The sequence below is a fragment of the Streptomyces sp. L7 genome, assembly GCF_050990935.1.
In the GTDB taxonomy this organism is placed as follows: Bacteria; Actinomycetota; Actinomycetes; order Actinomycetales; family Microbacteriaceae; genus Leifsonia.
Map to the genome: position 1 here is coordinate 2,585,180 of NZ_CP194644.1, position 26,109 is coordinate 2,611,288.

The following is a 26,109-nucleotide window of genomic DNA, read 5'->3' on the forward strand; positions in this document are numbered from 1 at the left end:
GTCGTCCACGGAAATGTCCACCCCCTTCCAGCGGGGTGCGCCGCGCGAAAGAATCCCTAGTGTGAGCCACGACGTCCCGCCAAGCACCTACCGCCTCCAGATCACGCCCGACTTCACGCTGAGGGACGCCGCGCAAGTCCTCGACTACCTGCGCCGCCTGGGCGTCGGCGCCGTGTACCTGTCGCCGCTGCTCCAGTCGGCCGCGGGGTCCGCACACGGCTACGACGTGGTCGACCCCACCCGGGTGGACGAAGCACGCGGCGGCCCGGAGGCGCTGCGCGAGTTCGCGGACGCCGCGCACCGTCGCGGCCTCCGGGTGATCGTCGACATCGTCCCCAACCACCTCGGCGTCGCCGTGCCGCACGAGAACCCGTGGTGGTGGGATGTGCTCCGCTCCGGTCAGGAGTCCGTGTACGCCGGGCACTTCGACATCGACTGGGCGTTCGGCGACGGCCGGCTGCGCCTCCCCGTCCTCGGCGACGGACCGGACGAGGAGGACGCGTTGCGCGTCGTGGACGGGGAGCTGCGCTATTACGATCACCGGTTCCCCATCGCTCCCGGCACCGAGTTCGCGTCGCCGCGCGAGGTGCACGCGCGCCAGCACTACGAGCTCATCTCGTGGCGGCGGGCCGACGCGGAGCTGAACTACCGACGGTTCTTCGCGGTGAACTCGCTCGCCGGCGTGCGGGTGGAGGATCCGCGGGTCTTCGACGACACGCACGCCGAGATCGGGCGCTGGCTGCGCGAAGGGCTCGTGGACGGCCTCCGCGTCGATCATCCGGACGGCCTCCGCGACCCTGGCGACTACCTGCGGCGGCTCGCAGACCTGGCCGACGGCCGCCCGATCTGGGTGGAGAAGATCCTGGAGGGCGACGAGCGCATCCCGAGCTGGCCGATCACCGGCACGACCGGGTACGACGCGCTCGGGCTCGTGGATCGCGTGTTCGTGGACCCGGCGGGCGAGGAGCCGCTCACGGCCCTGGCGGTGGAGCACGACGCACGCGAGGAGAGCAGGGACTGGCCGGGGCTGGTGCATCGCCGGAAAAGGGCGGTGGCCGATGGGATCCTGCGGTCGGAGGTGCTGCGGGTCGTGCGCGACCTGGGCGACGAGCGCGCGGATCCCGACTCCGTCGCGGACGCGGTCGCCGAGCTGGCCGCGGCCTTCCCGGTGTACCGGAGCTACCTTCCGTTCGGCGCCGACCAGCTCCGGGCCGCGCTCGACTCCGCTTCCGTCACGCGACCGGACCTCGCCGACGCGCTGCGGGCACTCGGCGCGGCGTTCGCGGCGGACTCCGACGGCGTCGTGGCGCCGGCCTCCGCGCGCTTCCAGCAGACCAGCGGCGCGATCATGGCCAAGGGCGTGGAGGACAACGCCTTCTACCGCTACACCCGGCTGGTGTCGCTGACGGAGGTCGGCGGGGACCCGTCGGAGTTCGCGGTGGCCCCGGCGGACTTCCACCGCCGGCAGGAACGGCGCCTCGCCGACCTCCCGCACTCGCTGACGACGCTCAGCACGCACGACACCAAACGCAGTGAGGACACCCGGGCGCGCATCGCCGTGCTCGCGGAGCTGCCCGAGCGGTGGGGCCGGTTCCTCACGGCGGTCCGGCAGCGCGTGTCGATCGGCGACGGATCGCTCGAGAACCTGCTCTGGCAGTCGATCGTGGGAGCGTGGCCCGCCTCTCGGGAGCGCCTCCAGGCCTACGCGCTCAAGGCCGCACGGGAGGCCGGCGCGAGCACCCGCTGGACCGACCCCGACGCGGTCTTCGAGGACGCCATGGGCGAACTGGTGGATGCGGCCTTCGACGACCCGCGCGTTGCCGCGGAGGTCGCGGCGATCTCCGCGATCGTCGACGCACCCGGTGCGAGCAACGGCCTCGGCGCGAAGCTCGTCCAGCTCACGATGCCGGGCGTCCCCGACGTCTACCAGGGCTCGGAGCGCTGGGAGCGCTCGCTGGTCGACCCCGACAACCGTCGGCCGGTGGAGTTCGACGCGGCCGCCGGGCTGCTCGCCCACCTCGACGACGGCTGGCTGCCGCCCGTCGACTCGTCGGGGGCGGCGAAACTGCTGGTGGCCTCCCGGGCGCTGCGACTGCGCGGGGAGCGACCGGAACTTTTCGCCGAGTACCGGCCCGTGGTGGCGGACGGCGACCGTGCGGAGCACCTCGTGGCGTTCGACCGCGGCGGCGCCGTCACGCTGGCCACCCGGCTCCCGGTGGGGCTGGCGCGCGCGGGCGGGTGGGGCGACACCACGGTCGATGTCGGACCGGAGGTCTATCGGGACGAGCTGACCGGACGCGAGGTGAGCGGCCGGACACGGCTCGCCGAGCTGTTCGACCGGTATCCCGTCGCGCTGTTGGCGGTGGGCCGATGAGCGGGCTCGAGACCGAGGGGTTCCCGGAGCGAACCTTCTCCGCGCGCACGTTCCCGGTATGGGCGCCTGGCGCGGACGCGGTGGAGGTGGAGGTCGCGGGGTTCGGTCGGCATCCCCTCCAGAAGGATGAGGGCGGCTGGTGGAGTCTGCCCTCCCCGCTCGAGGGCGACGACGCCCCACTCGACTACGGCTTCGTGGTCGACGGCGACGGCCCGTTCCCCGACCCGCGCTCGCGGCGCCAACCGGACGGCGTCCACGCGCTGAGCCGCACCTGGGACCCGGGTGCGTTCGCGTGGACCGACCACGACTGGCGTCCCGGCCCGCTGACAGGTCGCGTGATCTACGAACTCCACCTGGGCACGTTCACGCCCGAAGGCACCCTCGACGCCGCGGCCGCCCGGCTCGACCACCTGGTGGGGCTCGGCGTGGAGGCCGTCGAGTTGCTGCCGGTCAACGCGTTCAACGGCCCGCACGGCTGGGGATACGACGGAGTCCTCTGGTTCGCGGTGCACGAGCCGTACGGCGGTCCGGACGCCTACCAGCGGTTCGTGGACGCCTGCCACGGACGGGGCATCGCGGTCATCCAGGACGTCGTCTACAACCACCTCGGACCGAGCGGCAACTACCTCCCGAAGTTCGGCCCCTACCTGAGCGAGGGCCGCAACACCTGGGGCTCGTCCGTCAACCTCGACGGACCGGACTCGGGCGAGGTCCGGCGGCTCATCCTCGACAACGCCCGGTACTGGCTGCGCGAGATGCACGTCGACGGCCTCCGGCTGGACGCCGTGCACGCGCTCCGCGACAGCAGCGCCGAGCACATCCTGGAGGCGCTCGCGCGGGAGGCGGCCGGCATCCGTGAGACGACCGGACGGCCGGCGACCCTGATCGCCGAGAGCGACCTCAACGATCCGAAGCTGATCCGCGAGCGGCGCAGCCACGGCTACGGCCTCGACGCGCAGTGGGACGACGACGTGCACCACGCCGTCCACGTCAACCTGACCGGCGAGACGAGCGGGTACTACGCCGACTTCGCCGGACCCCAGGCGCTGATCAAGGTCTTCGAGCGCGGCTTCTTCCACGACGGCACCTGGTCCAGCTTCCGCGGACGGAACCACGGCCGGCCGCTCGACGCCGACATCCCGTTCACCCGGCTGGTCGCCTTCAGCCAGGACCACGACCAGATCGGCAACCGCGCCGTCGGCGACCGGCTCACGGCCGCGCTCGATGAGGGCCGCCTCGCGATCGCCGCCGCGCTGGTCCTGCTCGGCCCGTTCACGCCGATGCTGTTCATGGGCGAGGAGTGGGGCGCGACCACCCCGTGGCCGTTCTTCAGCTCCCACCCGGAGCCGGAACTGGCCGAGGCCACCCGCACCGGTCGCATCGCGGAGTTCGCACGGATGGGCTGGGACCCGGATGTCGTCCCCGACCCGCAGGACCCGGCCACCTTCGAGAGCGCCCGCCTCGACTGGACCGAACCCGGTCGGCCCGCCCACGCCCGCCTGCTCGCGTGGTACCGCCGCCTCATCGAGCTGCGCGGCGAGCTTCCGGCCGACGCGCGCGCCACCGCAGTCGGGTATTCCGGCGGTGTCTTCGGATTCACCCGTGGCAGCCTCCGAGTGGAGGTGGCCCTGGACGGCCCGCTGCCGGATGGCAGGCCGGAGAAGCAAGGGGGACGCGACAGAGCGGCCGGCGCCGAGCTCGCCGCCTACGGAGACGCGGTGCGCGTGACCCGAGCGGACGACGCGGCGTGACCGCTCCTGTCGCCCGACCGTGTCGGCTCAGCGCGTCCCGACTCCACCCGCGATGCCGCTGATGAGACGCCGCTGCAGGACCAGGTACAGGATCACGATCGGCAGCGCGATCAGCACCCCGGCCGCGGAGAGCAGCGAGTGGTTCGTCATGTGCTGGCCCTGGAAGAACGCCAGCCCGAGCGGCGCCGTCCGCAACTGGTCCTGGGTGATCATGACGAGCGGGATGAGGAACTCGTTCCAGGTCCACATCCCGACGAGCACGGCCATCGTGCCGATCGACGGCCAGGACGCGGGGACGAGCACCCGCCAGAGCAGGCGACTGTCCGCCGCGCCGTCGAGCCGCGCCGCCTCGATGATCTCGCCGGGGAACGCGCGGAAGTGGTTGCGCATCCAGAACGCCGCGAAGCCCAGCGATTGCGCGGTCTGCGGCAGGATCAGCGCCCAGTACGTGTCAGTGAGGCCGGCGGTCCGCAGGTTGAAGTAGAGCGGGATGATGAACGCCTCCTCCGGGAGCATGAGCCCCACGAGCAGGACGAAGAAGAGGATGCCCGAGCCCGGGAAGGTCATGCGCGCGAAGGCGTAGCCGGCGAGGGTCGCCAGCACGAACGTGAGAACGACGACGACGACCGCCACGAGCACGCTGGAGGCCATGTACGACGAGAAGTGGCCCTCCGTCCAGGCGTCGGTGTAGTTCTGCAGCCGCACGGTCTGCGGGAGCTGGAACCCGCCGGTGTTGTCGGCCGCGGGGATCACCGAGGAGAACAGCACGCCGACGAGCGGCAGGAGCGCGAAGAGCGCGAAGACGCTCAGGATGATGTAGTCGACGGTCTTCTCGACCCGGCCGATTCTCATGCGTTCTCCTTCGGCTGCAGGCGGGTGATCAGCCACGAGATCACCATGATGAGCACGGTCAGGGCGATAGCGACGGCCGCCGCCGAGCCGACCTGGCCCGTGTTGAAGGCCCGGTTGAACGCCTCGAACGCGGGCACGGTGGTGCTGGTGCCCGGGCCGCCCTGCGTGGTGATGTAGACGATGTCGAACGACTTCAGCGTCGCGGTCACCGTCAACGTGAGCGCGATGGCGAGCTGTCCGCGCAGCGCGGGCAGAGTCACCCCGAAGAACTCGCGCAGCGGTCCGGCGCCGTCGATGCGGGCGGCCTCGAAGACGGCGGGCTCGATGTTCTGGACACCGCCGAGGAAGAGCACCAGGCACAGCCCGGTGTTCACCCATGTCCCGATGAAGCCGATCGCGATCAGCGCGAAGGTGTAGTCGCCGAGCCAGGCGCGCGTCAGCTCGCCCAGCCCGATGGCACCGAGCACCTGGTTCAGAAGTCCGTGCGGCGCGTAGATCGACACCCAGATGGTGCCGACGACCACCGAGGCGATCACCTGCGGGAGGAACAGCACCGTGCGGAAGAAGCCCATCCCGCGGAGCCGGTTGGCGTGCGAGAGGACGATCGTCAGGCCGAGGCCGAGGATGACCGGCAACGCGGCATAGAACAGGAGCAGCACGGACACGTGCAGGAAGGAGTCCCGCAGCTGGACGTCGGTGAACACGGCCGCGTAGTTCTTCAACCCGGCCCAGGTCGACGCTCCGATGCCGTTCCAGTCGTAGAAGGAGTACTGGAACGTCTGGAGGAGCGGGACGACGATGAATGCGGCCAGCACCAGCACCGACGGCGCGACGTACAGGTAGGCGGCCGGCTGCCACCGGCGCCGCACGCGGGTGCGCGGGGCGTCGGTGGCAGTCGCGATGAGGGTCTGAGCCATCACTTGTTTCCGGAGACGAAGCCCGAATAGTCGGTCTGCAGCGTCTGGGTGAACTGCTGCGGTGAGGTCTTCTGGGCGGTGAGGTCCTGCATGGCCGCGGTCAGCGTCGTGTAGAACGTCGGCGTCGTGTAGTCGAGGTACGGCACGATGCTCTTGCCCGCGGTCAGCGAGGTGTACTGGTCGTAGACGCTCGCGTTCAGGGTCCCCGCCTGAGAGGCGTGGTCCGCCGGCAGGACGGTGGGCAGGCTGTTCGCGTCGATCATCGTCTGAGCACTGGACTTGCCCGAGATGAAGTCGATGTAGGCTGCCGCCGCATTCGGGTGGGCGGACTTCGACGTGATCGCCCACGCCAGGCCCTCGCCGCCCTGGGTCACGGGCGCGGAGGCCCCTGCGGGCGTGAGCGCCACCATCCCGGCGTTCGACTGGCCGAGCGCCTGCCCGATCGTGGACATGTCCCAGGTGCCGTCGATGATGAACGCGGCGTTGCCCTTGCCGAAGTCGGCGACCGCGGCGTCCTGGGAGATCCCGTTCGCGTCGGCGGGCAGATAGCCCTTCTGCGCCCAGCCCTGGACGGTCGCGGCGGCGGCGACATTCGCCTTGTCGGTCCACGCGCCCGCCTTGGCGGAGACGAGGTCCTGCACGGCCTTGGCTCCGGCGGTCGCGGCCTGGACCACGCCGTAGAGCTGGATGCCACGGACCTTCTCGAGGTCGCCGTACGCCATGGGCTGGACACCGGCGGCCTTCGCCTTGGCCATCGCGGCGGTCAGGTCGTCGAGGCTCTTGGGCGCCTCGACGCCGAGGCTGCTCAGGATCTTCTTGTTGTAGTAGACGCCGACGAATTCACCGGTGTTCGAGACGCCGTAGAGGTTGCCGGTCTGCCAGTGCTTGCCGTCGGCGCTGAAGGTGTTGAGCGCGAGCAGGTTCGACGGGAAGTAGTGATCCCAGCCGTACAACGACGAGTAGTCGTTCAGCGGGGTGAGCATCCCGCCGGAGACGAACGCGCCCATGTCGGGGTAGCCCTGGTTGGCCTGCACGACGTCCGGCGGGTTGTTGCCCGAGAGGGCGAGCTTCAGCGTGGTCTTCAGGTCGGAGAACGACTGGCTGTTCCGCTTGATCGTGATATCCGGGTATTTCTTCTCGAACTCCGCATTGAGCTTCTTCTGCGCGGTGTCGATGTCGCCCGTGTTGTTCTGATCCCAGACGGTCAGCGTGTACTTCCCGGACTCCACGGTCTTGGACGCGGTGACCTTCGGGGCGTCGCTACCGGACCCGGACGACCCCGGCGCGCAACCGGCCAGGAGCACCGCGGTCGCCGCAGCAAGCGCGCCGACCGCAATCGCGGTGAACTGCTTCTTCATGGATTACCTTTCTGTTCCCGTTGTCTGCTGGAGCGGCGCTCGCCGGCTCCAGTCGTGGAGGAAGGCCCATTCGGAGTCCGCGGCGTGTCGTTCGACGAAGCCGATGAGCTCGCGAGGAGTCGGGGCGCTCGCGCCCCCGCCGAGGCCCGTCACCGAGTAGGCGGCGGTGGCGGTGGCGAAGCGGAGACGTTCGGCGAGGGTCCACTCCTCGCCGAAGGAGGTCATGAGGGCGGCGGTGAAGACGTCGCCCGCGCCGGTCGGGTCCACAGCGGCGACCGGGATGCCGCGCACGTCGGCCTCCTCGCCGTTCGCCGAGTCGACGGCGATGACGCCAGCGGCGCCGCGCGTGACGACCGCGAGGCCGACGTGGTCCGCCAGAGCGCGGGCCGCGGATTCGGGATCGGCGGTGCGGGTGTACGCGATCGCCTCGTCCTGGTTCGGGATGAAGACGTCCACCCGGTCGAGTGCGGCGAGGAGCCCGCTGGACCATTCGCCGCTCGCGTCCCAGCCGACTCCGCCGACCAGTACCGTCCCGGCTTCGCGCAGCTCGACGGCCCACGGCAGGACGGCGTCGGAGACGCCCAGGTGCACGGCCGCGACGTCGTCGCGCCGTTGCGGGACGGCGACCGGGTGCTCCTCCACGTAGGTGAGGAAGCCGCGGTCGTGCGGGCCGGAGATCGCCACGCTGACCGGGGTCTGGTAGCCCGCGACCGTCCGGAGCTCGTCGAGATCGAGGTTCGGCTCCGAGCGGAGCAGCGCGTGGATGTGCGATCCGATGACATCGTCGCCCATGGTGGCGACGAGCCGGGAGTCCGCGCCGAGCCGCGCCGCCGCCACCGCCCGGATCGCCGACCCGCCCGCCGCGATGCCGAAGCGGTCGGCGTAGGTCTCCTGCCCGAGGACCGGGACGTCGGCGCCGGTGAAGATCAGGTCGCAGAACACATCCCCGGTGAAGAGCAGGGCCCCAGGTCGGGACAGACGGTGATGCAACAGTTCACTCCTTCGCACTTCTCCGGACGGGATGCCCGACAACGTAACACTGTTGCGCAGGTTTGACCAACTTTGCTCGAGTTTGCGTATTTCGTGCGTGTTTCAGCTATCGTGATGAGCATGATCGTGAGTGAACGTCGGCAGCGCATCCTGACCGAGCTGCGGGCCAGCGGGACGGCCAGCGTCCCCGAACTGGCCGAGACCCTCGGCGTCAGCGCGTCGACGATCCGCCGCGACCTCGAGATCCTCGACCGCAACGGCGAGCTCACGCGCAGCTACGGCGGCGCCGTCCTCCGAACGGGCATGACGGTCCAGGAGGGCGCGGAATCTCCCGAGACGCCCTACGACGACAGCGCCGACATCGACCTCAAGGTCCGGCTGGCCAAGGCCGCCCTCGCCTACGTGCAGGACGGCAGCGTCGTCCTGCTGGACATCGGCACGACCACCCCGTTCCTCGCACGGATGCTGCGCGGACGGGACATCACGGTCGTCACCTCGAATCTCGCCGTCTTCGACGAGCTGCGCAACGACAGCGCCGTCCGGGTCGTGCTGCTCGGCGGGGTACTCCGCCGCAACATGCGCACACTTGTCGGCTCGCTCACCGTGGCGTCCCTCCAGCAGATCACGGCCGACGTCATGTTCCTCTCCTGCACCGGAGTCCGGGCAGGAGGAGCGATCGTCGACGACATGGCCGTCGAGACGCCGCTCAAGCAGGCGATGATCGCGGCGAGCGACAAGGTCGTCCTGCTCGCCAGCGAAGCCAAGTTCCCCGGGACGGGCGCGCTCCGCGTGTGCACGCTCTCCGACGTCGACGTGCTCGTCACCACCGACGGCGTCCCGGTCGAAGCCATCGAATTGTGCCGCGCGAGCGGCGGAGAGGTCGTGATCGCATGAAGTTGAGCATCCTCGGCGGCGGAGGATTCCGCACGCCCTACGTGTGGCAGGCCATTCTCAGGGACACGGGCAGCCCCCGCGTCGACGAGGTGTGCCTCTACGACGTGGACGCCGAGAAGCTCACGACCATGGCGGCGCTGCTCACGCAGCTCGCCGCGCAGACGCCCGGCGCGCCGCGGCTGACCACGACCACCTCGCTCGACGAGGCCATCGCCGGCAGCGACTTCGTCTTCTCGGCCATCCGCGTCGGCGGCCTGGAGGGCCGGCGCTGCGACGAGCACGTCGCGCTCGACCTCGGCGTGCTCGGCCAGGAGACCACCGGTCCCGGCGGGATCGCCTACGCGCTCCGGACCGTGCCGGTGATGGTCGGCGTCGCCGAGACGATCGCGCGGCTCGCCCCGAACGCCTTCGTGATGAACTTCACCAACCCGGCGGGTATCATCACCGAGGCGATGCAGGGCGTGCTCGGCGACCGCGTCGTCGGCATCTGCGACACGCCCTCGGGGCTCGGCCGCCGCGTGGCGGCAGCGCTCGGCGTCGACCAGAGCCGCATCCACATGGACTACGTCGGGCTCAACCACCTGGGCTGGATGCGCGGGGTCTACCACGACGGGCGGAACGTGCTGCCCGAGTTCCTCGCCGACGACCGGCTGCTCGGCGAACTCGAGGAGGGCCAGGTCTTCGGCACCGAGTGGATCCGCGAACTCGGCGTGATCCCCAACGAGTACCTGTACTACTACTACTTCAACCGCGACGCGGTGCGCGCCATGATCGAGGCGGGCACGACGCGCGGCGACTTCCTCGCCCGTACGCAGTCCGAGTTCTGGGCGCTCTCCCTCGACACCGGCGACAAGGCCGACCTCTGGCGGCGCACCGTCGACCGCCGCAGCGCGTCGTACATGGCGGAGGCGACCGGCGGCACGCAGGACGAGCCGGCCCATCACCACGAGGCGTCCGTCGACCCGGCGGACCAGGGCTACGCGGGCGTGGCGCTCGGCGTGATGAACGCGATCACGCGCAACGAGCAGGCGACCATGATCCTCAACGTGCGCAACCGCGGCACCATCGCGGGTCTCCCGGACGACGCCGTCGTCGAGGTGCCCACGCTCGTCGACGCGAACGGAGCGCATCCGCTGTCCGTCCCGGCCCCCAGCCTCCACCAGCTCGGTCTGATGGCGCAGGTCAAGGAGGTCGAGCGACACGCGATCGCCGCCGCGCTCACCGGATCCGAGTCGGAGGCCCTGCTCGCCTTCGCGCTGCACCCGCTGGTGGAGAGCGTCCCGACCGCGCGCGCGCTGCTTCGCGGCTACACGGCGGCGCACCCGCAACTGGCCGAGCTCTTCGGCGGCACGCCCGTGGATGCGGGGCTCGCACCCGCGGGACGCTGATGCGCGTCGTCGTGCTGCCGACCTCCACCGAAGTGGGCGAGGCCGCAGCGGCGGAGATCGCCGCGGTGGTGACCGAGCGCCCGGGCGCGGTGCTCGGGCTGGCCACCGGTGACTCGCCGCTCGGCGCCTACGCGGCGCTCCGCCGCCGGGTCGAGCGCGGCGAGCTCGACCTCTCGCGGACTCGTGGCTTCGCGCTCGACGAGTACGTCGGTCTCGACCCGGCCGATCCGCAGAGCTACCGCACGGTCATCGACCGCACGGTCACGACACCGCTGCGGATGCGGCCGGGCGCCGTGCGCGTGCCGGACGGCGCCGCCGCCGACCTCGACGCGGCCGCGGAGGAGTACGAGCGCGCCATCGAGGAGTCCGAGGTGGACATCCAGGTGCTCGGCATCGGCGCGAACGGGCACATCGGATTCAACGAGCCGGGCTCCGAGTTCACGACGCGCACGCGTGTCGTAGCGCTCACCGAGCGGACCAGGCGGGACAACGCGCGATTCTTCGCGACGGCCGCCGACGTGCCGACGCACGCGCTGACGCAGGGACTCGCCACGATCATGCAGGCACGCCGGATCATCCTCGTCGCGCTGGGCGAACGGAAGGCGGAGGCGGTCAAGGCCGCCGTCGAGGGACGCCTGTCCGTGGAGTGCCCGGCCTCCGTGCTTCAGCGCCGCCCTGACGCCCTTCTCGTCGTGGACGAAGCCGCGGCGTCGCAGCTAGCGGTCCGCTCCTCCCGTGTCAACCGCTTCCCGGTCCTGGCTGCGCGCAGGTAGCCTGTCGGTCTATCGATCATCGGAGGCACCGTGCCCGAGCTCTGCCCCGTTCCCCGCGCGCCGCGCGTCCACTCCCGCTGGACGGCCCGGTGAGCGCCGACGGCTCCCACCCGTATCCGCTCGGCCTCACCCTCGTCGAGGGCGGCGCGAACGTCGCCGTCTACAGCGAGAACGCCGACACCGTGATCGTGTCGATCTTCGACGCGCGCGGCCGCGAGCGACGCACCGAGCTGCCGAACCGCACCGGTCACGTCTTCCACGGCTTCGTCGAGGGGCTCGTCCCCGGCACGCGCTACGGGCTCCGGGTCGCGGGTCCCTGGGACCCGGCCAACGGCCTCCGCTTCTCGCCCGCCAAGGTCCTGCTGCCGACGCGCGCCCGCGCGGTCACCGGCTCCTGGGACAACTCGCAGGCCGTATTCGGCCACCAGCTCGGCCGGCCCAAGCGGCGCAGCGATACGAACGGGGCGCGGCATGTCGCGCTCGGCGTGGTCATCGACCGTCAGGAGTTCGACTGGGGCGACCACGAGCGCCCGTACACCCCGCTCAGCGAGACCATCATCTACGAGACCCACGTCAAGGGTTTCACCAAGCTGATGGAGTGGGTGCCGGAGGAGTTCCGCGGCACCTACGCCGGCCTCGCCCACCCGGCCGCCGTCGAGTACCTCAAGAACCTCGGCGTCACCGCCGTCGAACTCATGCCGGTGCACCAGTTCGTCCAGGACCCGCACCTCCAGGAGAAGGGCCTCCGCAACTACTGGGGCTACAACTCGATCGGCTTCTTCGCGCCGCACAACGAGTACGCCGCGACCGGCGACACCGGACACCAGGTGGACGAGTTCAAGGGGATGGTCAAGGCGCTGCACGCGGCCGGCCTCGAGGTCATCCTCGACGTCGTCTACAACCACACCGCCGAGGGCAACGACCTCGGTCCGACCTACAGCCTCAAAGGCATCGACAACCCCTCCTACTACCGACTCGTCGAGGGCGACCGCGCGCACTACTTCGACACCACCGGCACCGGGAACAGCGTCAACGTCAGCCATCCCGCCGCCCTGCAGCTCATCATGGATTCGCTGCGTTACTGGGTGGAGGACTACCACATCGACGGCTTCCGCTTCGATCTGGCCACGACGCTCACCCGGCAGGGCGGCGACGCCAGCCTGCACAGCGCCTTCCTCACGCTCATCCAGCAGGACCCGGTGCTCGCGCGAGTCAAGATGATCGCCGAGCCGTGGGACACTGCCGGCTACCAGCTCGGCGGCTTCCCGGCCGACTGGTCGGAGTGGAACGGCAAGTTCCGCGACGACGTCCGCGACTTCTGGCGCGGGACCCCCGGCGTGCTCGGGACGCTCTCGCAGCGCGTCCTCGGCAGCCCGGACATCTACGAGGAATCCCGCCGCGCGCCGCTCTCGAGCGTGAACTTCGTCACCGCCCACGACGGCTTCACCCTCGCCGACCTCACGAGCTACGACGAGAAGCACAACGAGGCGAACGGCGAGGACAACCGCGACGGCGAATCGGACAACCGCTCCCGCAACTACGGGGCGGAGGGCCCGACCGACGACCCGGCCATCAACGCGGTCCGGGTCCGGCAGCGCAAGAACTTCCTCGCCACCGTGCTGCTCTCGGCCGGCGTCCCGATGATCCTCGGCGGCGACGAGATCGGCCGCACCCAGCAGGGCAACAACAACGCCTACTGCCAGGACAACGAGATCTCCTGGTACGACTGGGCGAACGCCGACTGGGACCTCCACGCGTTCACGGCATCGCTCATCCGCCTGCGCAGGACCGAGCCCGCGCTGCGCCCCGAGTGGTATCGGCACGCCCCCGAGGACGGCAGCGACGACACGGTGAGCATCGTCCGTGCCGACGGGGAGCCGTTCGCCGACGAGGACTGGGGCGACCCGGAGGCCCGGTCGATCGCCTTCGTGCTCATGCACGAGGGCGCCGACTCGTTCCTGCTGCTGCTCAACGCCGCCGCGAACGGCGTGGAGTTCGTCCTGCCCGACCCTCCGGGCGCCCGCTGGTCGCTGGAACTGTCGAGCGACCCCGAGCTCGCCCTGGACGACGGCGAGAGCGTGATCGTCGGTGAGACCTCCTTCGGCCTGTTCCGATCGGCCGCCCGGCCGTGAGCGAGCGCTGAGGCGCGGCCGGAACTCCGGAGATCCGACCGGATCGCAGTGACCTCCGGATTCACCGACGGGCCGCCAGCACCTCCGCGATCCGCCCGGGCACCGTCTCGTCCTGCAGGGAGGTCGTGTCCCCCAGCGGGCGCCCGTCGAAGAGGTCGACCAGCAACCGCCGCATGATCTTGCCGGAGCGGGTCTTCGGGAGGTCCTCGACCACCACGACATGGCGCGGCTTCGCGATCGCGCCGATCGCGCGGGCGACCTGGTCTCGCAGGCCGGAGGCGTCCAGCGCCCCGGCCGGGATGACGAACGCCGCGACCGCCTGCCCGGTCGTCGCGTCACCGACGCCGACCACGGCGGCCTCCGCCACGGACGGATGGGCGACCAGCGCCGACTCGATCTCGATGGTCGACAGGCGGTGGCCGGAGACGTTGATCACGTCGTCCAGCCTCCCGAGCAGCCACAGGTAGCCGTCGTCGTCCACGGCCGCGCCGTCGCCGGCCAGGAAATAGCCGCGCTCGGCGAAGGCACGCCAGTACGAGTCGCGGTAACGCCCCGGGTCGCCCCAGACGGTCCGCGACATCGCCGGCCAGGTGCCGTCGATCACGATGGAGCCGCCGGAGCCGCGCGGCACGTCCTCCCCGTGCTCGTCCACGACCCGCACCGTCACGCCGGGCACGGCGAGCGTCGCCGAGCCGGGCTTCAGCGCGGTGACGCCGGGCAGCGGGGCGACGATGGCCGCTCCGGACTCGGACTGCCACCAGGTGTCGACCACGGGCGCGCGCCCGGCGCCGAGCTGCTCCCGGAACCAGACCCAGACCTCCGGGTTGATGGCCTCCCCCACGGTGCCGAGCAGCCGCACGCTGGAGAGGTCCCAGTCGCCGGCTGCGGCAAGCCCCTCCGGGAACCAGCTCATGAAGGTGCGGATGAGCGTGGGCGCCGTGTAGTACGTCGTCACGCCGTAGCGCTCGATGATCTCGAAGTGCCGGCCGCTGCTGGGCGTCTTCGGCGTGCCCTCGTAGATGACGGAGGTCGCGCCGTTGGACAGCGGGCCGTACAGCACGTAGGTGTGCGCGGTCACCCAAGCGAGGTCGGCGGTGCACCAGTAGACATCGGAGACCTTCGCGTCGAAGAGCGCCCAATGGCTCCACGACGCCTGCGTGAGATAGCCGCCGGTGGTGTGGACGACGCCCTTCGGCCGACCGGTGGTTCCCGAGGTGTAGATGATGAAGAGCGGAGTCTCGGCGTCGAAGGACTCGGGCTCGTGGACGTCCGGGGCGGTGTCGACGACGTCGTGCCACCACACGTCGCGGCCGGCCGTCCACGGGATATCGGGGGTGAGCTCGCCCGTGCGGCGCACCACGAGCACGCGCTCGACCGAGTCCACGCCCGCGACCGCTGCGTCGGCCTGGGCCTTCACCGGCACGGCGACGCCGCGACGGAACTGGCCGTCGGAGGTCACCAGCAGTTTCGCCCCGGTGTCCTCCAGCCGGAACCGCAACGCCTCCGCGGAGAACCCGCCGAAGACGAGCGAGTGGATGGCGCCGACGCGGGCGATCGCGAGGGTGACGACGACGGTCTCCACCAGCACCGGCAGGTAGACGACGACGCGGTCGCCCTTCCCCACGCCGAGGGCGGTGAGGGCGTTGGCGGCCTGGGCGACTCGGCGCTGGAGGTCGGCGTAGCTGACGGTCTCGCGGTCGCCCGGCTCGCCCTCGAAGTGCAGCGCGACGCGGTCGCCGGCCCCGGCGGCGACGTGCCGGTCGACGCAATTGACGGCGGCGTTGAGCCTCCCGCCGGCGAACCACTCGGCGCGCGGAACGCTGAGCTCGCCGTCCGGGCCCGGCGTGGCGGCCTCCCAGGTGTGGGCGGTGTGCCAGGGCTCCGCCCAGTCGAGGCGGGCGGCCTGCCGCTCCCAGAACGCGACCGGATCGGCGCCGGCCTCCGCGAACACCTCCGGCCCGACGTTCGCCTGCGCCGCGAACTCGGCGCTCGGCTCGTACACGCGGGACTCGCGCCCCAGGTTCTCGATCGCACCGCTCACCCTCCGACGCTAGCGACCCCGCCCCGGACCTCTCCCTTCCACCCGTAACCCCCGTAACCAGCCATCGCTTCCTCACTTTCTCCCGCTCCTCCTCGGCGTGTTGCGGGAGAAAGTGAGGAAGCGATGGCTGCTGGGGCGGGCATCGGGGTGGGAGCATGTGGGCATGGAACCGGTCGCAGCGTTGAACGAGATCGCCTTCTGGCTGGAGCGCGAGCTCGCTCCGTCCTTCAAAGTCCAGGCATTCCGGAAGGCGGCCGCGATCATCGCGCCGCTCGGCACGGACGAGGTCGCGGCGCGCGTCGCGGACGGGCGGCTCAAGCGCACGAAGGGGATCGGCGACCGCACCTTCCAGGTCATCTCGCAGGCCGTCGCCGGGGAAGTCCCCTCCTACCTGGGCGACCTGCGCGAGCGCAACGCGGCGCCGCTCGACTCGGGCGGCGCGGAGCTGCGGGCCCAGTTGCGAGGCGACCTGCACAGCCACACCGAGTGGTCCGACGGCACCGTGCCGATCGACGTCATGGCCGCGGCCGCGGCGACGCTGGGCCGCGAGTACCAGGCGATCACCGACCACTCCCCCACGCTCACGGTGGCGAGCGGCCTGAGCGCCGAGCGGCTGGAGGAGCAGCTCGCTATCATCGCCGGCCTCGACACCGGCAGCGTCGCCCTCCTGACCGGCATCGAGGTCGACATTTTGGAGGACGGCACACTCGACCAGACGCCCGCCCTCCTCGACCGGCTGGATGTGGTGGTCGCGAGCGTCCACTCCAAGCTCCGGGCGGACAGCCGCACGATGACCACGCGGATGCTCGGCGGCATCCGCGCCCCGCACACGAACGTGCTGGGCCACTGCACCGGGCGGCTGGTCCAGGGGTCGCGCGGCACCCGGCCGCCGAGCGAGTTCGACGCCGACGCAGTGTTCGCGGCGTGCGCGGAGAACGGGGTCGCGGTCGAGATCAACTCGCGGCCCGAGCGGCAGGACCCGCCGGACGAGCTCATCCAGCGAGCGCTGGATGCCGGCTGCCTGCTCTCGATCGACACCGATGCGCACGCGCCGGGGCAGCTCGACTTCCTCGCCTACGGCGCGGCGCGGGCGGCGGCGAACGGCGTTCCGGCGGAGCGCATCGTGACGACCTGGCCGCTGCCGCGGCTGCGGGAGTGGCTGGCGAAGTAGCTCAGCGACGGATTCGGGCGATTACGCCGACTATCGAAATCGACACTCAAAACCTCAAATCACCACGTATTCAGTGGCGAACTTGCCGATTCAGGTATGCGATCCGTCGCGTTTGATTCGGATTTCGTTGCGGACTGGGCTTACTATGGCACGTCCCCGACTGCAGCGAAGGAGCTCGCGTGTCCACCAACCCCGCACCCACCGCACTGCGCCGGTCCCTCGGCCTCTGGGCGATCGTCGGCCTCGGCCTCGGCTACATGACCCCGATGACTGTGTTCGACACATTCGGGATCGTGACCGGCGAAACCAACGGCGTCGTCCCCGCCGCGTACCTCTTCGCGCTCGTGGCGATGGTGTTCACCGCGGTGAGCTACGGCCGGATGACGCGGATCTTCCCCTCGGCGGGATCGGCGTACACGTACGCGTCGGAGACCATCCACCCGAACGTCGGCTTCCTCGTCGGCTGGTCGTCGCTGCTCGACTACCTGCTGCTCCCTCTGGTGAACGCGCTCATCGTACGGCTCTACCTGGAGTCGTTCTTCCCACAGGTGCCCGGCTGGATCTGGGTGGTCGGCTACGTCGCCGCGATCACGGCGATGAACCTGTTCAGCATGTCGTCCACTTCCAAGGTCAACGGCGTCCTGGTGGCGTTCCAGATCGTGCTGATCGCGGTGTTCGTGGCGCTGACCTGGGCCGCGCTGAACGCGGGAGCCGGCAACGGGACGGCGTTCAGCCTCGCTCCGCTGCTCCACCAAGGTGTGCACCTCGGCGCCGTCATCGGGGGCGCGACCGTCGTCTGCTTCTCGTTCATCGGCTTCGACGCGATCACGATGTACACCGAGGAGGCCAAGGACACCCGCACGGTGCCCAAGGCGATCGTGCTGGCCCTGATGATCGGCGGCGCGATCTTCTTCGTCGCCGCATGGTTCGCTCAGTCGCGCTTCCCGACCCTGGCCGGCTTCCACTTCACCGACGACACGCTGCCGGAGATCGCGCTCAAGACCGGCGGCCTGTTGTTCCAGATCCTGTTCATCTCGGCCGCGGTCGCGGCGGCCGTCGCCTCCAGCCTCGCCTCGCATGCCAGCGTCTCGCGAATGATCTACGTGATGGCACGCAACGGCAACGGCCGCATCTCGCGGACGCTGTCGTTCGTCCACCCGAAGTTCCGCACGCCCGCGGTGGCCGTGCTGCTGGTCGGCGCCGTGTCGCTGCTGGCGGCGGCGTTCACTCTGGAGTTCGTGTCGTCGATGATCAACTTCGGCGCGCTCATCGCCTTCACGATGGTGAACGCGACGGTCATCATCCACTTCGCGATCCGCAAACGGCAGGTGCACGGCGCGAAGCAGATCGTGCGCAACATCGTGCTGCCGGGGATCGGGATGGTGCTGACGGGCGTGCTGTGGGCCAACCTCCACTTCGACGCGCTCACCTACGGCCTGATCTGGCTGGCCATCGGGATCGTCACACTGCTGGTGCTGACGCGCACGTTCCGCAAGCGTCTCGGCGTGAAGCTCGACCAGGACGGCGACGCCGCGATCATCACCCGCGAGGGCGCGCCGTCGGAGGTCGCCCGCTAGCGAGTCACCGCCGAGGCGCTGGGTTCAGTTGCCCCACGCGGAGGCGGGGGCCGTCACGATCGGGACGGGGCTCGTGCTCCAGTGCGAGCCGTAGCCGTAGTGGCTGCTCGCCCACGGGGAGGCCCAGATCGCGGCCGCCGTCACATCTGCACTCGTACCCGCGGTGAGTCCGGCGACGACGGCGGGGTAGCCGCGCTGGAGGTTCTCTGCGCAGTACTTCGCGGCCGTCACCAGATCGGGGTAGCTGCCGAAGCCGGCACCGCCTCCGGAGCCGTAGCCGTTGTTGAGAGGATTGTTACGGTTCCACCAGTCCGGCGGTCCGTTCTCCTGGCGCATCCAGCGCAGCATGAAGTCCACGTTGGCCTTGGTCGTCTGCCAGCCCCCGAACATCAGCACCAGCTCGGCCCACGACTCGTTCGTGCCGATGCGGGCGAGGCTCTCGATGCTGTCCGTCGCACCGAGGGTGTCGCGATTCACGACGGGGGCGCCGATCGTGGCGTCCACCAGGAGGTGCTGCACGGCGTCCGAGGCGGGAGCTCCGGGAGCCAGCGTCGTGGCCTCCGGGCCGATCACGGTGGCGGCGAGCGCGGCGTCCGTCGGCACGATCGAGAAGCCGCAGACCAGCGCGATCACGGCCAGCGAGACGCCCAGGCGGTGATGGAGCGGAAGCTGCAGCGGACGACGGCGGCGTCGGCGGGGTGCGGATGTGTTCCGGGCCGCTGCCGGCGCGGGCCGGGACACCGTCCGGGCGCGGGGCGGCCTCGCCGGGGGTACGGCGGCGCGACGGCCTGCCGAGCGGCGGCCGCGCATGCGTGGGGGTTCCGCGGGCGTCATACCCGATCGAGGGTACCAGCGGCTCGCTTAAAGGGAACCCGGGAGATCTCCAGGGAGCGCGCCCCGGAGACCTCCCGCCGGCCTGCTAGTGCCGGTCGCCTCGTGCCGGCGGCGCCACGGCGAGCGCCAGCGTCTGCTGGAGCGCCGTGTACTCGGCCTTCGGCTGGAGGTTCGCGTCGTAGATGTCCGCCGCGCCCTCGCCCGGGAACGTGTTCGGCACCCACGAGTACGCGTCGCCGAACCCCCACACCGTGTAGGAGAGGCAGCTCCGGACCGCGAGGCACGCCTGCAGTGTGCTCGTGTAGCCGGCCACCTGGGCGTTCTGCTCCACCGCGGTCACGGGGAGCGTGGTGCGCACGTCCACCTCGGTCTCCGCGACCTTCAGGCCGAGGTCGGAGAACCGCTGCAGGTTGTTCTGCAGGTCAGGCAGGCCGTACTGGGTGTCCAGGTGGGTCTGGAAGCCGACGCCGTCGATCGGCACGCCCTGCGCCTTCAGCTTCTGCGCGAAGCCGTAGACCGCGTTGCTCTTCGGGCCCGTGTACTCGATGTTGTAGTCGTTGTAGAACAGCAGCGCCTTCGGATCCGCGGCGTGCGCCCACCGGAAAGCATCCGCGATGTAGTCCGGCCCGAGCTTCTGCAGCCAGATCGAGTCGCGCAGCGTGCCGTCGTCGTTGAACGCCTCGTTGACGACATCCCACTGCCAGATCTCGCCCTTGAAGTGGGTGACCTCGTCGGTGATGTGCTTCTTCAGCAGCGCCCGGACATCCGCGGACGACATCGACGGCAGCTCCTGGGAGAGCCACGCGGGCAGCTGGTTGTGCCAGACCAGCGTGTGGCCGCGCACGAGCTGGCCGTTCTGCTGGGCGAACGCGACGAGCTGGTCGGCGGGGGCCCAGTTGTAGCTGCCCTGCGCGGACTCGACGGCGTCCCACTTCATGACGTTCTCGGGACTCACTGTCGAGAACTGGCTCGCCGCGATGGCCTTGTAGGCCGCGTCGCTCGCCAGCGCATCCATGTTGACGGCGGTTCCGATACGCAGCCCGCTCTGCGCGGCGAGATTGCGCAGGGACGCGGGCTGGGACGGCGATGGGGGCGCTGTGCTCCCGGGGGTGACGCCACTGCGGCGCCCTGGCTGACGAACAGTGCGCTCGCCCCGAGCAGGGCGGCGCCGGCGATCACCAATCGACCTCGAATTGTCACGCGATACTCCTTCGTACGGCTGGGCGCCCGGGCTTTGAGCGTCCGCAGGGAAGTTTCGCGGGATCGATATGTTGTGTCAATGGACAAATAGGGTTTTGGAAAACCTATTTCACCCGCAGACAGGGGACACGGGCTCGCGACGCCTAGTCGGCCGGGATGGACGCGCTGACGCGTCCCTCGGCCGCCGCTGCTCCGGGGCCGCCGGGGCGGCGGACACTCATCACCACGACGCACACGACGATCGCGGCGAACAGCACCAGGCTGACCGGCCCGGTGCCGAGGTTCATACCGCCGCCCGCGTGGGAGACGGCCAGGTAGTCCGAGATCGAGGCACCGAAAGGCCGGGTCAGAACATATGAGGTCCAGAAGGCTGCGGTCGCGCCGAACCCCCACCAGCGGTACGCGACGCCCGGGATCGCGAACAGCACGCCGAACAGGATCCCGGACACCAGGTAGCCGAGGCCGAAGGTCGTGGCGGTCAGGTCGCCGACCGCGGTGCCGAGCGCGAACGTCGCGAGCACCGCGCACCAGTAGAAGAACTCCCGGGTGCGGGTGTCGATGTGGTGCACCGACAGCGTCCGCTGCGTGCGGAACCAGACCACGAACACGACGGCCAGGACGACCGCGAAGAAGACCGTCGACACCAGGTACGGGATGCCGATGACGATGTGCAGGACATCGGCGACCATCGTGCCGAACACAGCCACCATCAACACGGTCAGCCAATACACCCACGGGATGTACCGGCGCACGGCGAACTGCAGCACCAGGGCGGCGGCGAACACCACGAACGCCGCGATGACCGCGATGACCGGGTCGTAGTTCTTGACCAGGAAGTCGGAGGTCGTCTCCCCCATCGCGGTGGTCAGCAGCTTGGTGACCCAGAACAGCGCAGTGACAGCGGGGACCTTGTTGCGGAGCATCCCGACAGCATTCCGCATCGCCTCCCAGAATCCTCTGAGAGGCCACAGGCGCTGAGAGGCCACAGGCAGGGGCGCCGGGAATCCTTAGCGGCTTCTGGGGAGGCGGCGCGCAGGCTGGATGGTCGAAGGAGGCACCCATGACCGCCACCACGCCCCGCCGCCCGATCGGAGACGACGTGCCGACCGCCGCGTCTCCCGCCGCCACGGCCCGCGGCATCGTGCTCCCGTTCGTCGTCCTCCTGCTGGTGGTGCTCGCCGGTCTCGCGATCGTGGCCTCCCCCGCGATCACCGCGTGGGACCTCGGCGTCATCCGCGCCATCGAGGGGGCCCGCACCCCGTTCCTCGACGCCGTGACGCTGACCGACTCCGTCCTGTTCTCGCCGGTGGCGGCGCTCGCGATCGTCGGGCTGATCTCGGCCGCGACCTGGATCGCCCGGCGCAGGCTCGGGCCGGCGGTCGCCTTCGCGGCGCTCGCCCTCCTCCCGTGGCTCGGCAGCACCGCCGTCAAGGACGTCGTGCGGCGTCCCCGCCCGCTGTCCGCCGACCTGCCGCACCACGTCCTCACCGACACCGGGTTCAGCTTCCCGAGCGGGCACACCAGCTTCGCGGTGGCGCTCGCCCTCGCGCTGCTGATCGTGTTCGGTCGAGGCCGGCTGCGGCGCCCGCTGCAGGCGTTCGCGATCGCCGCGCCGCTGGTCACCGCGTTCTCGCGCGTCTACCTCGGCGTGCACAACCCCACGGATGTTCTGGCGTCGCTCGTCTACGCGACGGCGGCGGTCCTCCTCGTGCTCGGCGTGCTGCGGCTGATCGCGCCACGGCTCGAGCGGTTCCCGCTCATCGGTCCGGGGCTCGACCCCGCCCACGGCCGCGAACCGCGGCGGCCGCGCTGAGTTGAGCGACCGCGCTAAGTTGAACGACATGGAGGCCACCCGACTGCGCGTGCTGCTGGTCGAAGACGACCCGCGCCTCGGACCGCTGATCGAACAGGTGCTGTCAGAGGCCTACGACGTCACGCGCGTCGTCGACGGGGAGGCCGGCCTGGCCACCGGACTCCGCGAACGGTACGACGCGATGGTGGTCGACCGCCGGCTGCCCGGCATCGACGGCGTGACCCTCGTCGGCAAGCTGCGCGACGGCCGCGTCGTCGCCCCGATCATCATGCTCACCGCGCTCGGCGCCCTCCGGGACCGCGTCGAAGGCCTCGACGCCGGGGCGAACGACTACCTCGTCAAGCCGTTCGAGTTCGACGAGCTGCTCGCCCGACTGCGGGCGCTGACCCGCACCTTCAGCGGCGAGGGCAGGGAACTGCCGGTCGGCGCGTGGCGGTTCTACCCGGAGAGCCGCAGCATCTACTCGCCCTACGAGGGCCGCATCCAACTCACCGAGCGGGAGTCCGACCTCCTGCGCCTGCTGGCGGAGAGCCCGCTGCGGACGTTCTCGCGCGCGCACATCCTGGAGGCCGTGTTCGAGGCGGACGAGCAGCCCGGCACCGTGGACACCTACGTGCACTACCTGCGGCGGAAGACCGACCCGGAGATCATCGCGACCGTGCGCGGCGAGGGCTACCGGCTGGGGCAGTTGTGAGGCGGCACCCGTGACCAGGCGCGCCGACTCGGACTTCCGGGAGGTCCGCCGCGCCTCCCGCACGGTCGGCCTCCAGCTCACGATCGCGTCCGGCGCGCTGGTCGTGGCGGCGATCGGGGTGGCTTTCTTCTTCGTGCTCTACCAGCTTCAGCCGAAGGAGCTTCAGGAGGCCCCGCGCCCCGGCGAGCACAAGATCTACATCGACACCGTGGACGCGATGATCGCGTTCGTCGTGGTGGGCGTGCTGGCGGTGATCGTCGCCGGCGTGCTCGCGGTCGTGGTCACCCGTCGCGCCGTACGGCCGCTCGGGGAGGCGCTCCGCCGGCAGCGGGACTTCGTCGCGGACGCCAGCCACGAACTGCGCACGCCGCTCGCGGTGCTGGACGCGCGCCTCCAGGTGCTGCAGCGCGGGCTCCCGGACGGCGACCCGTCGACGGCGACGGTGGCCGAGCTGCGCGACGACACGCGGACGCTGATCGAGGTCGTGAACGACCTGCTCCTCGCCGCGGACCCCGAGCGGGAGGGGGCTGCGGCGTCAGACGGGCCCGTGCCGCTGGCCGAGCCGGTGCGCCGGGCGGTCGACTCGCTCGGGGTGCTCGCGGAGCAGGCCGGGGTGACGGTGCGGCTGCAGGTGCGGGACGAGGTCGCGAGCGAGGTCCCGGCGACGACGCTGCAGCGCTGCGCGACGGCGCTGCTCGACAACGCCGTCTCCCACTCCCCGCCGGCGGTGTGGTGACCGCGACGATCCGGCGGGAGGGGCGCTCGGCGTACCTGACCGTGGCGGACCAGGGGCCCGGCATCCAGGGCATCGACCCGGCCCGGATCTTCGACCGGTTCGCGCGCGCCGCGCCCAGCGCGCCGACGGCCACCGGCCGCTCGCGCTCGGGCTTCGGGATCGGGCTCGCGCTCGTGCGGGAGGTCGCGGTGCGGCACGGCGGCGAGGTCCGCGTGGCCTCCACCGGCCCCGACGGCACCGCCCTCGAGTTGCGCCTTCCCGCCCGCTGACCCCGACGCACCCAGCCATCTCTTCCTCACTTTCTCCCGCTCCCGCCCGGCGTGTTGCGGGAGAAAGTGAGGAAGAGATAGCTGCTCGGCTAGTGGAGGGGGTGGTGGCGTTCAGGCGGGCGAGGAGCTCGGCGAGGCGGCCGACGTCGTCGGCGCCCCACTGGCGGAGGCTGCGGTAGAGCTGGGCCTGGTCGGCGGCTCGTGCCTCGTTGACGCGCTCGATCGCGGCGGGTGTCGCGACCAGGAAGCTCGCGCGGCGGTCGGCGGGGTCGGCCCGGCGCTCCACGAAGCCGAGCTCCTCCAGGATGCGCACCTGTCGGCTGACGACGCTCTTGTCGGTCGCGAGTTCGCCGGCGAGCGCGCCCGCGTGCACGGGGCCGGTCCGCACCAGCGTGTTCAGCAGCTTGAACCCGACCGGCTGGAGGTCGGGGTGCACGCGCGCGGACCGCTCGCGCATCCCGGCGCTCACCCGGTTGAAGAGGATGGTGAACTGCTCCTCGACGGATGCGATCGCCGCGTCCGCCGGGTCGGCCGGCGCCGACCCGGAACGGGCGACGCCGTGGTCCAGCGCCGCCCGCTCCGTGTTGTTCATGGCCGCGATCATAACGGGTCCCGTCAGCGTCGTTCCTGAGTGCCGATCGACGCGGTCGCCGGCGCCCCGATCAACGCCTCGGCGACCTCCACGACCGTCTCCTCGGCCTTCTCGGCAGCCGACTCCGGAGCCGCCGCGGTCGTCTTCTCGTCCAGCTGCTGGAGCGCCGTCTTCGTGCCGAGCTTCGTGTTCGGCAGCAGGAGGATCGCGACGATCGTCACGATCGCCAGCGGCACGGCCACCAGGAAGATGTCCGCCACCGCCTGGCCGTAGACCGCCTCGATGATGGTCCGGACGCCGACCGGCAGCGCGCCGACCTCGGGGAGCGTGCCGCTCTGCAGCGACTGCGCGACCTCCAAGCCCTTCTGGCCGAGCTTCGCGATGGCGACCTGGAGGTCGTGCTGCCGGTCGGCCATCAGGCCGGTGACCTTCGTGCCGAGGAGGCTGCCCATCACCGAGACGCCGATCGTGCCGCCGAGGCTGCGGAAGAACGCCACGTTCGAGCTCGCGGCCCCGAGCTGCTCGGGGCGCACCGTGTTCTGCACGATGAGCACCAGGTTCTGCATGACCATGCCGACGCCCGCGCCGAGGATCAGCATGAAGAGCGAGACCAGCATGTAGTTCGTGTCGTACTCGATGGTGCTCATGAGGTAGAGGCCGACCGTCAGCAGCACGGAGCCGGCGACCATGAACGCCTTCCACTTGCCGAACCGGCTGATCAGGTTGCCGACGATCGTCGACGACAGCAGCAGTCCGACGATCATGGGAAGTGTCAGCAGGCCCGACTCGGTCGGGGTCGCTCCGCGGGCGAGCTGCATGTACTGGCCGAGGAACACCGACGTGCCGAACATCGCGACACCCACCGAGATGGAGGCGATGACCGCGAGCGTGAAGGTGCGGTTCTTGAACAATGCCAGCGGGATGATCGGCTCCGTCACCACGAGCTCGGTGATCACGGTGGCGACGAGCAGCGCGAGGGCTCCGCCGACCATCCAGAACGTCTGGGCGCTCCACCAGTCGAACTGCGAGCCGGCCATGGTCACCCAGACGAGCAGCAGCGAGATGCCGCCGGCGAGGAAGATCGCGCCGAGGTAGTCGATTCGGACCTTGCGGGCCGGGCGCTTCGGGAGCCGGAGGGTGACCTGCAGCAGGATGATCGCGGCGACCGCGACGGGCACGCCGACGAAGAAGTTCCAGCGCCAGCCGACCGAGTCGGTGAGGAGGCCCCCGATGAGCGGGCCGCCGACCGTGCCCACGGCCATGATGCCGCCGAACAGGCCCATGTACCGGCCGCGGTCGCGTGGGCTGATGATGTCGGCCATGATGATCTGGCTCAGCGCGGTCAGACCGCCGGCGCCGAGGCCCTGCACCACGCGGAAGCCGATGAGCATGTCGGTGTTCTGCGAGAAACCGGCGAGCGCGGACCCGAGCACGAACAGCCCGAGCGCCAATTGGATGAGGATCTTGCGGTTGAACAGGTCGGCGAGCTTGCCCCAGATCGGCGTGGAGACCGTGGTCGCGAGCAGGGTGCTCGTCACCACCCAGGTGAATGCGGTCTGGTTGCCGCCCAGTTCGGAGATGATGCGCGGGAGCGAGGTCGACACGACCGTGCCCGCGAGGATCGAGACGAACATGCCGAGCAGCAGCCCGGACAGGGACTCGAGCACCTGCCGGTGCGACATGGCCGAGGCGGGGGCGTCCTCCCTCGTGGTGACAGTGGACATGTGATTCCTTCGCAATTGGTTGACAATAA

General features: G+C 70.5%; 21 protein-coding genes and 1 pseudogene. 12 read left to right on the forward strand and 10 right to left on the reverse strand.

The window, feature by feature from the left end; genetic code table 11:
• The first annotated feature begins 61 nt into the window (after positions 1 to 61).
• A complete protein-coding gene (treY, locus tag ACR5MH_RS12930) occupies positions 62 to 2,374 on the forward strand; it encodes a malto-oligosyltrehalose synthase (protein ID WP_431347561.1) in 2,313 nt (770 codons plus the stop codon).
• On the forward strand, positions 2,371 to 4,125 hold the full coding sequence (treZ, locus tag ACR5MH_RS12935) for a malto-oligosyltrehalose trehalohydrolase (RefSeq protein WP_431347562.1): 1,755 nt from the start codon (positions 2,371 to 2,373) through the stop codon (positions 4,123 to 4,125). The genes treY and treZ overlap by 4 nt, the downstream gene beginning before the upstream one ends.
• Before the next feature lie 27 nt (positions 4,126 to 4,152).
• Here treZ and ACR5MH_RS12940 read toward each other — a convergent pair whose 3' ends face one another.
• The 4 genes from ACR5MH_RS12940 to ACR5MH_RS12955 are packed head-to-tail and all read right to left on the reverse strand — an operon-like array spanning position 4,153 to position 8,242.
• Positions 4,153 to 4,977, reverse strand: a complete 825-nt coding sequence (locus ACR5MH_RS12940; protein WP_431347563.1) for a carbohydrate ABC transporter permease — start codon at positions 4,975 to 4,977, stop codon at positions 4,153 to 4,155.
• Complete coding sequence (locus ACR5MH_RS12945) at positions 4,974 to 5,894, reverse strand: carbohydrate ABC transporter permease (RefSeq protein ID WP_431347564.1); 921 nt, start codon at positions 5,892 to 5,894, stop codon at positions 4,974 to 4,976. The genes ACR5MH_RS12940 and ACR5MH_RS12945 overlap by 4 nt, the downstream gene beginning before the upstream one ends.
• Positions 5,894 to 7,252 carry an extracellular solute-binding protein gene (locus tag ACR5MH_RS12950; RefSeq protein WP_431347565.1) on the reverse strand — a complete coding sequence of 453 codons (1,359 nt, stop codon included), beginning with the start codon at positions 7,250 to 7,252 and terminating at the stop codon, positions 5,894 to 5,896. The genes ACR5MH_RS12945 and ACR5MH_RS12950 overlap by 1 nt, the downstream gene beginning before the upstream one ends.
• Before the next feature lie 3 nt (positions 7,253 to 7,255).
• The gene (locus ACR5MH_RS12955) at positions 7,256 to 8,242 is read right to left on the reverse strand and encodes a carbohydrate kinase family protein (protein ID WP_431347566.1); all 987 of its coding nucleotides are present in this window, start codon (positions 8,240 to 8,242) and stop codon (positions 7,256 to 7,258) included.
• Positions 8,243 to 8,362: 120 nt separating this feature from the next.
• Here ACR5MH_RS12955 and ACR5MH_RS12960 point away from each other — a divergent pair, with 120 nt between their 5' ends.
• From ACR5MH_RS12960 to glgX, 4 genes are all read left to right on the forward strand, one after another.
• A complete protein-coding gene (locus ACR5MH_RS12960; protein ID WP_431347567.1) occupies positions 8,363 to 9,136 on the forward strand; it encodes a DeoR/GlpR family DNA-binding transcription regulator in 774 nt (257 codons plus the stop codon).
• Positions 9,133 to 10,524: a 6-phospho-beta-glucosidase gene (locus tag ACR5MH_RS12965; RefSeq protein WP_433861826.1), complete on the forward strand. Its 1,392-nt coding sequence runs from the start codon at positions 9,133 to 9,135 to the stop codon at positions 10,522 to 10,524. The genes ACR5MH_RS12960 and ACR5MH_RS12965 overlap by 4 nt, the downstream gene beginning before the upstream one ends.
• A complete protein-coding gene (locus ACR5MH_RS12970; RefSeq protein WP_431347570.1) occupies positions 10,524 to 11,297 on the forward strand; it encodes a glucosamine-6-phosphate deaminase in 774 nt (257 codons plus the stop codon). The genes ACR5MH_RS12965 and ACR5MH_RS12970 overlap by 1 nt, the downstream gene beginning before the upstream one ends.
• An 89-nt stretch (positions 11,298 to 11,386) precedes the next feature.
• Positions 11,387 to 13,429 (forward strand): glycogen debranching protein GlgX, encoded by a 2,043-nt coding sequence (glgX, locus tag ACR5MH_RS12975; protein ID WP_431347571.1) that lies wholly within the window; start codon positions 11,387 to 11,389, stop codon positions 13,427 to 13,429.
• Between the two features lie 61 nt (positions 13,430 to 13,490).
• On the opposite strand, the gene acs is transcribed toward glgX, so the two are convergent.
• On the reverse strand, positions 13,491 to 15,470 hold the full coding sequence (acs, locus tag ACR5MH_RS12980) for an acetate--CoA ligase (protein WP_431347572.1): 1,980 nt from the start codon (positions 15,468 to 15,470) through the stop codon (positions 13,491 to 13,493).
• A gap of 163 nt (positions 15,471 to 15,633) precedes the next feature.
• On the opposite strand from acs, the gene ACR5MH_RS12985 reads away from it, so the two are divergent.
• Both ACR5MH_RS12985 and ACR5MH_RS12990 read left to right on the forward strand, forming a co-directional pair.
• Entirely contained in the window at positions 15,634 to 16,641 is a 1,008-nt protein-coding gene (locus tag ACR5MH_RS12985; RefSeq protein WP_433861827.1) for a PHP domain-containing protein, read from the forward strand.
• Positions 16,642 to 16,820: 179 nt separating this feature from the next.
• A complete protein-coding gene (locus tag ACR5MH_RS12990; RefSeq protein WP_431347574.1) occupies positions 16,821 to 18,218 on the forward strand; it encodes an APC family permease in 1,398 nt (465 codons plus the stop codon).
• A gap of 24 nt (positions 18,219 to 18,242) precedes the next feature.
• Here ACR5MH_RS12990 and ACR5MH_RS12995 read toward each other — a convergent pair whose 3' ends face one another.
• The 3 genes from ACR5MH_RS12995 to ACR5MH_RS13005 form a co-directional block, all read right to left on the reverse strand.
• Positions 18,243 to 18,851, reverse strand: a complete 609-nt coding sequence (locus ACR5MH_RS12995) for a hypothetical protein (RefSeq protein ID WP_431347575.1) — start codon at positions 18,849 to 18,851, stop codon at positions 18,243 to 18,245.
• A gap of 286 nt (positions 18,852 to 19,137) precedes the next feature.
• Entirely contained in the window at positions 19,138 to 20,067 is a 930-nt protein-coding gene (locus ACR5MH_RS13000; protein ID WP_433861828.1) for an endo-1,4-beta-xylanase, read from the reverse strand.
• 328 nt (positions 20,068 to 20,395) lie between these two features.
• Entirely contained in the window at positions 20,396 to 21,175 is a 780-nt protein-coding gene (locus tag ACR5MH_RS13005; RefSeq protein ID WP_433861829.1) for a COG4705 family protein, read from the reverse strand.
• A 137-nt stretch (positions 21,176 to 21,312) separates the two neighbouring features.
• On the opposite strand from ACR5MH_RS13005, the gene ACR5MH_RS13010 reads away from it, so the two are divergent.
• The 4 genes from ACR5MH_RS13010 to ACR5MH_RS13025 are packed head-to-tail and all read left to right on the forward strand — an operon-like array spanning position 21,313 to position 23,764.
• Positions 21,313 to 22,065, forward strand: a complete 753-nt coding sequence (locus tag ACR5MH_RS13010) for a phosphatase PAP2 family protein (protein WP_431347578.1) — start codon at positions 21,313 to 21,315, stop codon at positions 22,063 to 22,065.
• Positions 22,066 to 22,093: 28 nt separating this feature from the next.
• Complete coding sequence (locus ACR5MH_RS13015; protein WP_431347579.1) at positions 22,094 to 22,759, forward strand: response regulator transcription factor; 666 nt, start codon at positions 22,094 to 22,096, stop codon at positions 22,757 to 22,759.
• 10 nt (positions 22,760 to 22,769) lie between these two features.
• A complete protein-coding gene (locus tag ACR5MH_RS13020; protein WP_433861830.1) occupies positions 22,770 to 23,495 on the forward strand; it encodes a histidine kinase dimerization/phospho-acceptor domain-containing protein in 726 nt (241 codons plus the stop codon).
• A complete protein-coding gene (locus ACR5MH_RS13025; protein WP_431347581.1) occupies positions 23,492 to 23,764 on the forward strand; it encodes a sensor histidine kinase in 273 nt (90 codons plus the stop codon). The genes ACR5MH_RS13020 and ACR5MH_RS13025 overlap by 4 nt, the downstream gene beginning before the upstream one ends.
• Before the next feature lie 262 nt (positions 23,765 to 24,026).
• Here ACR5MH_RS13025 and ACR5MH_RS13030 read toward each other — a convergent pair.
• Both ACR5MH_RS13030 and ACR5MH_RS13035 read right to left on the reverse strand, forming a co-directional pair.
• Positions 24,027 to 24,368, reverse strand: a pseudogene (locus tag ACR5MH_RS13030) (MarR family winged helix-turn-helix transcriptional regulator); the annotation flags it as partial.
• A gap of 11 nt (positions 24,369 to 24,379) precedes the next feature.
• A complete protein-coding gene (locus ACR5MH_RS13035; protein ID WP_433861831.1) occupies positions 24,380 to 26,080 on the reverse strand; it encodes an MDR family MFS transporter in 1,701 nt (566 codons plus the stop codon).
• Positions 26,081 to 26,109 lie beyond the last annotated feature (29 nt).

Excerpts from the sequence above, each read along its gene's own strand:
- treZ (WP_431347562.1), top strand. The coding sequence starts at position 2,371 with ATGAGCGGGCTCGAGACCGAGGGGTTCCCGGAGCGAACCTTCTCCGCG.
- ACR5MH_RS13035 (WP_433861831.1), bottom strand. The coding sequence starts at position 26,080 with ATGTCCACTGTCACCACGAGGGAGGACGCCCCCGCCTCGGCCATGTCG.
- ACR5MH_RS12940 (WP_431347563.1), bottom strand. The coding sequence starts at position 4,977 with ATGAGAATCGGCCGGGTCGAGAAGACCGTCGACTACATCATCCTGAGC.
- ACR5MH_RS13010 (WP_431347578.1), top strand. The coding sequence starts at position 21,313 with ATGACCGCCACCACGCCCCGCCGCCCGATCGGAGACGACGTGCCGACC.
- ACR5MH_RS12965 (WP_433861826.1), top strand. The coding sequence starts at position 9,133 with ATGAAGTTGAGCATCCTCGGCGGCGGAGGATTCCGCACGCCCTACGTG.
- ACR5MH_RS13000 (WP_433861828.1), bottom strand. The coding sequence starts at position 20,067 with ATGGATGCGCTGGCGAGCGACGCGGCCTACAAGGCCATCGCGGCGAGC.
- ACR5MH_RS12960 (WP_431347567.1), top strand. The coding sequence starts at position 8,363 with ATGATCGTGAGTGAACGTCGGCAGCGCATCCTGACCGAGCTGCGGGCC.
- ACR5MH_RS13005 (WP_433861829.1), bottom strand. The coding sequence starts at position 21,175 with ATGCTCCGCAACAAGGTCCCCGCTGTCACTGCGCTGTTCTGGGTCACC.
- ACR5MH_RS12985 (WP_433861827.1), top strand. The coding sequence starts at position 15,634 with ATGGAACCGGTCGCAGCGTTGAACGAGATCGCCTTCTGGCTGGAGCGC.
- ACR5MH_RS12950 (WP_431347565.1), bottom strand. The coding sequence starts at position 7,252 with ATGAAGAAGCAGTTCACCGCGATTGCGGTCGGCGCGCTTGCTGCGGCG.
- ACR5MH_RS12945 (WP_431347564.1), bottom strand. The coding sequence starts at position 5,894 with ATGGCTCAGACCCTCATCGCGACTGCCACCGACGCCCCGCGCACCCGC.
- ACR5MH_RS12970 (WP_431347570.1), top strand. The coding sequence starts at position 10,524 with ATGCGCGTCGTCGTGCTGCCGACCTCCACCGAAGTGGGCGAGGCCGCA.
- ACR5MH_RS13015 (WP_431347579.1), top strand. The coding sequence starts at position 22,094 with ATGGAGGCCACCCGACTGCGCGTGCTGCTGGTCGAAGACGACCCGCGC.